Here is a 10,375-nt window from a genome sequence, read left to right as displayed (position 1 = left end):
TTTGGGCGAGAAATCTTTCTTACGGCGAGCAGAAAAGGCTGGAAATTGCAAGGGCGCTTGCAAGCGGGCCTGTCCTTTTGCTTCTGGATGAGCCTGCGGCAGGCATGAATCCTAAAGAAACTGAATCCCTTAAATGGCTTATACGGCTTATACGGGATAAAGACATTACAATACTCCTGATTGAGCATGACATGAAGGTTGTAATGGGCATATCAGACAGGGTTTTTGTCCTTGACCACGGCATAAAAATAGCCGAAGGCCTGCCCGACGAGATAAGGCGGGATAAAAAGGTTATTGAAGCGTATCTTGGAAGAGAGTATGCTTAAACTTTCTCATATTTATACTGCCTATGGAAATATTGAGGCCTTAAAAGACGTTTCCATTGATGTAAGCCAGGGCGGGATTGCTGCAATTATCGGCGCAAACGGCGCAGGCAAGTCAACAATGCTAAACACCATTTCAGCCGTCCTTTGTCCCAAGAAGGGTAAGATAGAGTTTTTGGGTAAAAGGATAGATGGCCTTCCAACGCATGTTGTTGTTGAAATGGGCATATCTCATGTTCCCGAGGGAAGAAGAATATTTCCGCAATTGACTGTTATGGAAAATATGGAAATGGGGGCGTATATAAAAACAGGGGTCAGGGGTCAGGGGTCAGAGGTCAGAAAAACCGTTACAGAAGATATGGAAAATATATTTGCATATTTCCCGATATTGAAAGAGAGGCTTAAACAATACGGCGGGACATTAAGCGGCGGCGAACAGCAGATGCTTGCGATAGCAAGGGCCTTAATCGCAAGACCGAAACTCATTTTATTAGACGAGCCGTCTTTGGGGCTGGCGCCTATGATGGTTGATAGAATCTTTGAGATAATAAAAAGGATAAATCAGGAAGGTATGACAATCCTTCTTGTGGAGCAGAATGCCAATGCAGCGCTGCGGCTTGCAAATAAAGGCTATGTTCTGGAGACAGGAAGGGTTGTTATGCAAGGCGATGCAGATACCCTTTTGAAAAATCCTCAACTTAGGGCTGCATATCTTGGAGAGGGTTAGGTAGAAGGAGACACTGTGATATGAAACCTGCAAACAAAAATATCCATGCCGTGGTTATGGCAGGCGGCGCAGGCACAAGGTTCTGGCCGCTGTCCAGAGAGAGTTCTCCAAAGCAGATGTTAAAGATAGTTGGCGAAGACACAATGATCAGACAGACAATAAAAAGGCTTCGCGGCTTTGTGCCAGAGGAGAATATCTCTATTGTAACAAGTGAAAAGCTGACGTTTGATTTAAGCATCCATCTTAAGGGTCTCCTCCCCCTATCCCCCTCCATGAGGGGGATAAAGGGGGAGGACAAAGGCCGGCTAAAAATAATTACAGAGCCGTTTGGCAGGAACACAGCGCCTGCAATAGGCCTTGCAGCAGTTTATCTTAAGAAGACAAAAACCGATCCGATTATGATTGTGCTGCCTGCTGACCACAACATCCGCAGCGAAGACATATTTATTGAAACATTGAAAACAGCAATAAAATGCGCGGAAGGCAACTGGCTTGTAACCCTTGGCATAAAACCATCAAGGCCGGAGACAGGATATGGATATATAAAGGCAGGGGTTAGGGGTCAGGGGACAGGGGTTAGAAAGGTAGAAAAATTTACTGAAAAACCGGATGCAAAAACAGCGCAAAAATACTTGAAAGACAGCAATTATCTCTGGAACAGCGGGATCTTCGTATGGAAGACATCCGCAATCCTTGAAGAGATTAAAAAATATATGCCGGCGCTCTACAACGGGCTTTTAAAGATAGAAAAGACAATTGGTACGAAAGACGAAAAAAAAGTTATAGAAGGGGTATATTCAGAACTTGACACTGTATCCATTGACTATGCCGTGCTTGAAAAGAGCAAAAATGTGATGGTTGTGCCTGCTGATATCGGATGGTCGGACGTCGGCAGTTGGGCAGCCCTTGATGAGGCGCTTCCCCATGATGTAAACGGCAATATAATTAAAGGCAATGTTATTGATGTTGAGAGCAGGGATTCTATTGTATTCAGCGGCGGCAGGCTTGTTGCAACTATTGGTTTAAAGGATATGGTTGTTGTTGACACGGCTGACGCCACCCTTGTATGCCGAAAGGAAAAGGCGCAGGATGTTAAAAAGATTGTTGATGAATTAAAAAAACATGGCAGAGAAGAATATCTTATTCACAAGACAGTTGAGAGGCCGTGGGGGGCATACACTGTGCTTGAAACCGGCGAAAGGTATAAGATAAAAAGGCTGTTCATAAAGCCGGGCGCAAGGCTCAGCCTTCAGATTCACCGCCACAGAAGCGAACACTGGGTTGTTGTTTCAGGCACAGCCCGCGTTACAAAGGACAGAGAGGTTTATGATGTGCATCCCAATGAGAGCACATACATCCCCATGTCAACAAAACACCGGCTTGAAAATATGGGCAGGGTTCCGCTGCAGATTATAGAAGTGCAGAACGGCGAATACCTTGGCGAGGACGATATAGAAAGGCTGTCTGATGATTACAAACGTTAATCCGGAGATATTCCGGCAATACGATATCCGGGGGATATTTAACAAAGACCTGACCGCTGAAGCGGCCAGAGCCGTAGGCATGGCATACGGGATATATCTTAATTCAAAAGTCAAAAGTCACAAGTCACAAGTCACAAGTCAAAGCTCAAAAGTCAAAAATCAAAGCTCAAAGCTCAAAGTCAACGTTGGCAGGGATGTCAGACTCAGTTCAAACATATTAAGAGACGCATTGATTGAAGGGATAATTTCAACCGGTGTTGATGTCGTGGATATTGGCGAATGTCCAACGCCCCTGCAATATTTCTCCATATTTCATCTAAGCCTTGAAGGCGGCATTATGATAACAGGCAGCCATAACCCTCCTGAGTTCAACGGCTTCAAGATAACCGTTGGCAAACAGACTATATATGGGCAAGAGATTCAGGAGATAAGGAAGATAATAGAAGGCAGGTATCAAGGGTCAGGGGACAGGGGTCGGGGGAAAATAGAATATTACGATATTATTCCGGCGTATATAGATTATTTGAAAAGGCAATTTAAGGGTTCTATTAAGACCCCTGTTAAACTCGTTGTTGACGCAGGCAACGGCACAGCAGGCCCTGTTGCGCCTAAACTCTTAAGAGAATTGGGCTGCGATGTTATAGAGCTTTTTTGCGAGCCGGACGGCAATTTCCCTAATCATCATCCTGATCCTACTATCCCAGAGAATTTAAAAGATTTGATAGAGACTGTTAAAACCCAAAAGGCTGATTTTGGCATTGCCTATGACGGCGATGCAGATAGAATTGGTGTTGTTGATGAAAATGGCGCAATCATATGGGGAGACCAACTGCTGATAATATTTGCAAGAGATATATTAGAAAAATCAAAAGTCAAAAGTCAAAAGTCAAAACTTAAATTTATAGGCGATGTTAAATGTTCGCAGGTTATGTACGATGAGATAGAGCGGCTGGGCGGCAATGCAATTATGTGGAAGACAGGCCATTCTCTGATAAAATCAAAGATGAAAGAAACAGGGGCAATTTTTGCAGGCGAGATGAGCGGACATATATTTTTTGCAGACAGATATTTTGGCTATGATGACGCAATTTATGCGTCATGCAGACTGGCGGAGATATTTTCAAAACACAGATTTAAAGAACCGGCTGTCCGATTTTCCAGCCTCCTTGCCGGTCTGCCAAAGACATGCACAACCCCTGAAATACGGATTGACTGTCCTGATGATAAGAAGTTTGGTGTAATAGATAGATTGTCAGAAACGATAAGCCAAAAACAAAGGGGTCTCCCGGCGGTAAGAGATATAATCAGGATAGACGGCTTAAGACTCGTATTTGACTACGGATGGGCGCTAATTCGGGCCAGCAATACACAGCCTGTTCTGGTTCTCAGGTTTGAGGCAGCCACTGAAAAAGGGCTGACAGAAATAAAGAGCTTTGTGGAAGACATATTAAAGACAGTCATTCCAAGATAGTTTGGCCTGCCGCAATCCACCTTTCTCTATTCTGAAGGCATTTTCTTTGTCTTATAGGCCATAACATAACTCTTTCCTGTTCCACCATCCAGAACAACCAATATCACCAACTCCTTCTGGCCGTCATTATCTATATCATTTACAACATAATCCGCAATATAACCGTCAATCTTCTTTGTCTTCCAGTTTTCTTCAAGACTATTTTCTTCCCATCTGAGGTTTATAATTTCACCATTATCATAAGACCTGGTCAGTTTGAAGTAACGGCCTAAAACGCCGGGGTTATTTCTGCTGATTATTATCTCGCCCAATCCATCCCCATCAAGGTCGGCATAAACAATCCTTGCCTTTATATCTATAAAATCACCCGCCTCCTGACCGATTGAAGACGCCCCAAGCTCCAGACGATTCAGGCTCCCGCCGTAAAATTCTCCGCTCTTCCATAATTCTTTCCATATCCCATCTTTATCTTTATTGTAAATGCGCAGATAATATCTTTCATCCAGCGCAATAACATCCACTGTCCCGTCTCTGTCCATATCCGCCATTTCAAAGTTATATAAATTTAAGCCCTTTGGTATGTCTATAATCTTAACTTCCTGCGGTTTTCCATCTTTCCAATCAAGTTTTTGCACCGCGCCAAAATATCCCTGCGTATCGCTATATTTCTGGCCAATGAGTATCTGACCTGTCTTGGGATCTTTCACTACCCTTATAAACCATTTCAAATCAGACACAATGGTTTTAAACTCATTATCTTTATATTCCAGCACATAGGAATCCAATCTGTCATTCGCCATTCTTGTGACATAAATTTCCGGGATGCCATTATTATTTATATCGGCAATTGATACACTATAATTTTTAACAGAGACATCTCCCTTGAATTCCTTTACGAGCTCCAACGTTTGCCCTTTAAGCCGGTAGATAAAGAGATTGTGGCTGTCAATCATGACAATTTCATTTTTCCCGTCATTATCAACATCTGCGATATCTATAGATATCATTGCTGCGGCAAATTGAGAACTCTGCCAGACACCCTTTGTATTAGATTTTTCTGCGATTATAAAATCTCCCTCTTTTAGTGTTTCAGCAGGTTTTTCCTTTGCAATAAATTTACCTGTATATGCAGGAGAGGATGGAGCAGAAGAGAATGGAGCAGGACTGCCTGCAGAAGCGCTTATTCCTTCTGCATTTAATATCTTGAACCTTGCATCTTTGGCCGTTTCATCAACCAGTGATATGAGATTCCCCAGCCCTTTGCTTTGAGAGGCAAAAGATGCAGGCGATATAGCCTTTTTTAAAGCTATTGTCCTGGCATCAATGCTCACGCTGTCTGCAATTACTGTAATGCTTCCAAAAATAACATAATCTGCATTAACTTCCTTGCCTATGTTTTTTGCAATATCCTCTGTTATCACTTCCTTGCCATATTTAGACACAACTGATTTAATGGCAGACTCTTTTATAATCTCTATTGCTGGTTCAGAGCCAATCCTCGATGCAAGCATGTCATTAACCGCATCTTTGAGATACCCCAGACCTTCTTCTGCATTTACATTCCACGGAATAATGGCGACCTTAACCCCTTCTGCCGCAATAATCTCTTTGCCATTTGAAAGGAATAGCGTCAAAGCAAGAGTAAGCAGTAAATAGAACATTTTTGAGTTTTTCATCACATCTCCTCAGGCGCAGAAATTCCTAAAAGCTTTAAACCGTTTTGCAGGACTGTCCTCACAGCCTCGCATAAATATAGTCTTGCGTCTGTCAGCTTTGCGTCCTCTGTTACAACCCTGTTTTTGTTATAATAGGGGTGAAACATAGCCGCCAGTTCCTGAAGATAGAATGTTATCCTGTGCGGCTCCATGGCAATGGCGCTTCCTTTTACAATATCAGGAAAAAAGGCGAGTTTTTTTATAATATCCAATTCTTCTTTAATGCTCAACAGCTTAATATTTACACCTTCTGTATCCGGAATTGCAATCTTTTTTTCCTTCGCATGCTTTACAACACTGCATATCCTGGCATGCGCATACTGCACATAGAAAACAGGGTTTTCAGGGGTCTGTTTTTTTGCAAGCTCCAGGTCAAAGTCAAGATGCGCATCTGATTTTCTCATAAGAAAGAAGAACCGGCATGCGTCTTTTCCAACCTCATCTATAACCTGTCTTAATGTAACAAACTCCCCTTCCCTTTTGCCCATCGGCACCGGCACGCCATTTCTCAGAAGAGATACAAGCTGAATAAAGATTATTTTAAGAACGCTGTCATTATAGCCAAATGCCTTTAACGCAGCCCGTACGCGCGCCTCATAACCGTGGTGGTCCGCCCCCCAGATATTTACCATGCCATGTAAGCCTCGTTCCATTTTATTCTTGTGATAGGCAATATCCGAAGCGAAATATGTAAGCTCCCCGTCTGCCTTTCTCAAAACCCTGTCTTTATCGTCTCCGAACGTAGTTGTTCTAAACCACTTGGCCCCTTCTTCCTCAAATATAACGCCTTTTGTCTGAAGCTCTTCCATGGCCTTCGTAACAAAATTTTTATTGCAGAGGTCGTCGTTTTCACTGAACCATTTATCAAATTCTACGCCAAAATCCAGCAGGTCTTTTTTAATATGTTCCAAAAGCTCACCCTTGGCAAATTCAGCAAACTTGCTGACAGCATCCTCCTTGTATCCCATAACGGCATAACTATCGCCAAACTTCTGTTTATAATCACCCGCCAAATCCTTTATATAGCCGCCTTTATATGCATCTTCCGGAAGTTCCACCCCTTTACCAAAGAGTTCCAGATAACGGAGATATACAGACCTGCCCAGTGTTTCTATCTGCCGCCCTTTGTCGTTTATATAATATTCTTTTGTAACATCATATCCCGCTGCCTTTAATATATTTACAAGCGCATCGCCAACTGCCGCACCCCTTCCGTGGCCGATATGCAGCGGGCCTGTGGGATTTGCGCTTACAAACTCCACCTGAACCTTTTTTCCTGCGCCGATATTGCTTGTGCCGTATCTCTCTTTAAGGCTATAGACCTCTTTGAGAAGGTTAAGCCAGTAATCATCCTGCATGAAGATATTTATAAATCCAGGCCCTGCTATCTCAGCCTTCTTTACAGATGCAGATGGTTTTATCTCTTTTACTATTACTTCAGCAATCTGTCTGGGCGGCCTGGCCTCTTTAGACGCAAGCAGCATAGCCACATTGGTTGCATAATCACCGAATTCATCCCTCTTCGGCCTTTCTATGATGATATCCGGGATATCTTCTGTTTTTATGCCGCCGTTCTTCCTTAAGTTATCTATGGCATTTTTTATAATATCTGCCGCGGTCTCTATCATTATTGCTATTCCCCCAAATAGAAAAAGCCGATCCCTGACGGTGTGATAAAGCCGCCGACATGATCGGCTTCTTAATTGTTTACCCCATTACCTCTCACACTGGCAGCCTGCCAGCATTATTAAACCCCTCAGGTGCCGCCGAAACCGATGGTTACCTTTTGCCCGTCCACAATAACAGGCACATCCTTCCTGCCTCTTGAATATTTCAACATCTCTTCCATGCCAACAGCATCCTGTTTCACATTTACATACTGCACATCATAACCCTTTTTGGCATAATCCTCACGGGCTGCCGTTGTGTAGGGGCAGGTATCCTTACCAAAGATTAGAACTTTTTCCAGCATAAAATACCTCCTGTAAGTTTCTGATTATGTCATGCCCGAATGTTTCTATCGGGCATCCATGTTTTTGTTTTTAATACTGGATTCCCGATTAAAACCTCGGGAATGACAGAAAGAAATGTCAAGTTATTTATTACTTTCACTATAACTCTCTTAAAAGGCTTCCACAAATAGTGTATTGTACTTTTAAAAGGTTTTCGGTCTTTAGTCAAGCGCTTTCTATCGGCTGTCATTTCAAACCCCTTGCTTTTTTTATGACTAAAATCATATACTATGGGAAACAGTTTGAGTATACTTAAATCATCAAATAAGAATAGGAGGAAAATATGTCAGTTAATACTATCAACATCTCGGGCGATATGACCACAGGCGAGGTAACCACCCGGTGGCCGTCAACAAAAGATGTCTTTTCAAAACACTTCGGCTCAGGGTGCTTTACTTGCCCAGCCTTTGGCAGTGAGCCTATTTCAATGGCATGCTCAATGCACTCTACCGATGTCAATATGTTTGTCAATGATCTGATAGAGGCTGCTAAAAAAGACGAGGCAAGCAAATCGTAGAGACAAGCCTTCAGGCATGTGGATTACGCCTAAAATCTAATTTCATTTTTTCATAAAGCCCTGGCAAATCAATGGTGTTATTTATTGCCCTTGCCAGGGTTTTTATATTTTCATCTTTATAAAAGCAGGCAGGCAACGACAGACGGCTCACTTGCGCGTCTGGCACATTGACAATGTTTTGGATGGTAGCAAGCACCTCTATAGAAAAATCATAACCGAGGCCTGGTTCACAATTTTTGTAGTATTCAATAGCTTCATTAAACTCGTCTTTTGCTTCGGGATGAAACGAGAAGGTCACTTCTCGAAACGCTCCCGGATTTTCGCAAACACCTCACTTCCTGGAATTGCTTTTATGCTGCCAGATCGTAACTCTGCGAGCCGACGCTTGGCAACTCTTACCCATTCTCTCTCGATTTCCGTGTTTGGAGGATTGAACGTTCGGAGCAGTGAATCGACAACTATAGCCCTTTCCTCAACCGGAAGAGACGCTGCTTCCTGGATTATTTCTTTCATTCCATGCATGAGTTACCCCCTTTTTAAGTTACTTTAGCTACTAACTTGTTATTGGCAATTCATAAGGCGTAAGGCATAACGCCTTGATGACTGACGAGAGGCACTGCAAAGATGTAAAAGAGCAAAAAAGACGATTTGCAAACTTAAAACTCACGCTACCTTAAAAAGCGTTCTGTGCCTCTCGTTCACGTCCATCTGGTTGTTAGCCGTTCATTTATTCTTACTGTATATCGAAATATTTATTTCAGGTTATACTTTTTTCTTAATGTTGCTGCTAAATTATCAAGCTCCAGTGATGTTGCGCCTTTTGTTCTCTTAGTTACATAACGATAAGCTTCTATTACTGGTATATTTAGGTTTGCGGCGTCCTCATAAAACATGTCTATTTGTGCTGATATTTCTGATAATTTAAAATTAGTTTCTTGACCTACTTCAAGACCCTCTAATATTTTATTTATGACATTCTCTGAATTTTTGTTTTCGTAAACATTTAAGTAAAGCAATCTCTCACCATTTTTCATGCCATCTAAAAATAATAGTTGTTCCTTCAATCCAAGTTTTGCCCAAAAATAACCATTCCTAACGGGATAATAAATCTTATATCCTTTATCAGTAGTAAACTGGTATATCAATGTATAATCTCTGTCTAATTCAACTGCAAATAAGGAAGTAGGAATTATAAATAAAATCATTACTAAACTAAGAAATATGTTTCCCATTCGAGAAGTCACATTGTTCTCCTTATATTTGAGCTTTGAACGGCTAACGTCTGATGTCAGCGGTTGCGTGCTTGCACACAATCCGCTGGAGCGATTTGTTAAGGATAATTTACTTCCAAATAATTTATAAATTCGGGCCAATCTGTTTTACCTTTGAGTATTTTTTTGATTATTTCATTAGACTCCATTTTTGAAGAATTTGGATGTACACCATTATCGTCATTATCACGCTTAAATAGTATGTATGGTTTTAATTCTGTTTTAAATTTATCTAATCTGTTGTGACTATTTTCACTACTCAAGACAACAACGCAGGATGCTAGTTTTTTTGATATTTTTAAACAGTCTTTTTTTGCTTTGATAGTACCTACATTTTTTTTATACTTTAAAATAGAAGCATTTTCAAGTTGTTTTATTGAAGTTTTATGTTGATTTATCCATTCCTTTTTCAGATACCCTAAATCTATCTTAAACTCAATAACACCTTTCAAAACATTACCTTTAACTATTGATATGTCTGGATATAATGTCAAAGCTCTCATGCTTCCTTTTTTGATAGATAAAGGATAATCTACTAAAATAGAGTATTGTTTAGGAATTGATTCCGCTATTGCCACTGCAAACAGATTTTCTAAATCTGATGAAGAAGTTGCTGCCCTTCCACGAAATACTCTATTTTTCAGTATTCCTTTTTCCTTTTTCTTTTGTGTAAATATCCTTACCGCTTTTTTAACAAATTCTTTATATATCATTTCCCCAGTTCAATAAGGAAGTGCAACACTTAGGAAAGGAAGGTATCCTAAGTGAATGCACAAACAAACATATAAACATCTCTCCAGCGAAGAGAGAGACCATATAGCCGTTCTTCGCGCTCAAGGCTTCAAAGCAAGTGAA

Annotated in this window: 12 protein-coding genes; 5 read left to right on the top strand and 7 right to left on the bottom strand. The window is 41.4% G+C overall.

The features are described 5' to 3' along the window. From Q8P28_06455 to Q8P28_06440, 4 genes are all read left to right on the top strand, one after another. On the top strand, positions 1-326 hold a 326-nt coding region (locus Q8P28_06455), incomplete at its 5' end, for an ATP-binding cassette domain-containing protein (protein ID MDP2682432.1). After that, on the top strand, positions 319-1,050 hold the full coding sequence (locus Q8P28_06450; protein ID MDP2682431.1) for an ABC transporter ATP-binding protein: 732 nt from the start codon (positions 319-321) through the stop codon (positions 1,048-1,050). The genes Q8P28_06455 and Q8P28_06450, both read left to right, overlap by 8 nt. A gap of 20 nt (positions 1,051-1,070) precedes the next feature. Beyond that, complete coding sequence (locus Q8P28_06445; GenBank protein MDP2682430.1) at positions 1,071-2,534, top strand: mannose-1-phosphate guanylyltransferase/mannose-6-phosphate isomerase; 1,464 nt, start codon at positions 1,071-1,073, stop codon at positions 2,532-2,534. Continuing rightward, entirely contained in the window at positions 2,518-4,005 is a 1,488-nt protein-coding gene (locus Q8P28_06440) for a phosphomannomutase/phosphoglucomutase (GenBank protein MDP2682429.1), read from the top strand. The genes Q8P28_06445 and Q8P28_06440 overlap by 17 nt, the downstream gene beginning before the upstream one ends. Positions 4,006-4,031: 26 nt before the next feature. Here the strand turns inward: Q8P28_06440 and Q8P28_06435 are convergent, their stop codons facing one another. The 3 genes from Q8P28_06435 to Q8P28_06425 all read right to left on the bottom strand — a co-directional run bounded on the left by Q8P28_06435 (position 4,032) and on the right by Q8P28_06425 (position 7,692). Beyond that, entirely contained in the window at positions 4,032-5,681 is a 1,650-nt protein-coding gene (locus Q8P28_06435; GenBank protein MDP2682428.1) for a VCBS repeat-containing protein, read from the bottom strand. Beyond that, positions 5,681-7,348, bottom strand: a complete 1,668-nt coding sequence (argS, locus tag Q8P28_06430) for an arginine--tRNA ligase (protein ID MDP2682427.1) — start codon at positions 7,346-7,348, stop codon at positions 5,681-5,683. Before argS ends, Q8P28_06435 begins: the two co-directional genes overlap by 1 nt. Before the next feature lie 128 nt (positions 7,349-7,476). Continuing rightward, on the bottom strand, positions 7,477-7,692 hold the full coding sequence (locus tag Q8P28_06425) for a UXX-star (seleno)protein family 1 (protein ID MDP2682426.1): 216 nt from the start codon (positions 7,690-7,692) through the stop codon (positions 7,477-7,479). Positions 7,693-8,015: 323 nt separating this feature from the next. On the opposite strand from Q8P28_06425, the gene Q8P28_06420 reads away from it, so the two are divergent. After that, positions 8,016-8,249: a DUF1858 domain-containing protein gene (locus Q8P28_06420; protein MDP2682425.1), complete on the top strand. Its 234-nt coding sequence runs from the start codon at positions 8,016-8,018 to the stop codon at positions 8,247-8,249. Between the two features lie 10 nt (positions 8,250-8,259). Here Q8P28_06420 and Q8P28_06415 read toward each other — a convergent pair whose 3' ends face one another. The 4 genes from Q8P28_06415 to Q8P28_06400 all read right to left on the bottom strand — a co-directional run bounded on the left by Q8P28_06415 (position 8,260) and on the right by Q8P28_06400 (position 10,233). Further along, positions 8,260-8,547 carry a type II toxin-antitoxin system RelE/ParE family toxin gene (locus Q8P28_06415; GenBank protein ID MDP2682424.1) on the bottom strand — a complete coding sequence of 96 codons (288 nt, stop codon included), beginning with the start codon at positions 8,545-8,547 and terminating at the stop codon, positions 8,260-8,262. After that, positions 8,544-8,762, bottom strand: a complete 219-nt coding sequence (locus Q8P28_06410) for an addiction module protein (protein ID MDP2682423.1) — start codon at positions 8,760-8,762, stop codon at positions 8,544-8,546. Before Q8P28_06410 ends, Q8P28_06415 begins: the two co-directional genes overlap by 4 nt. Positions 8,763-9,001: 239 nt before the next feature. Next, positions 9,002-9,454 (bottom strand): hypothetical protein, encoded by a 453-nt coding sequence (locus Q8P28_06405; protein ID MDP2682422.1) that lies wholly within the window; start codon positions 9,452-9,454, stop codon positions 9,002-9,004. A gap of 125 nt (positions 9,455-9,579) precedes the next feature. Further along, entirely contained in the window at positions 9,580-10,233 is a 654-nt protein-coding gene (locus Q8P28_06400; protein ID MDP2682421.1) for a hypothetical protein, read from the bottom strand. Between the last annotated feature and the right edge of the window lie 142 nt (positions 10,234-10,375).

This window comes from Deltaproteobacteria bacterium, from assembly GCA_030690165.1.
Taxonomy (GTDB): Bacteria; Desulfobacterota; GWC2-55-46; order UBA9637; family UBA9637; genus JACRNJ01.
This window is presented reverse-complemented; position numbering and strand designations above follow the sequence as displayed.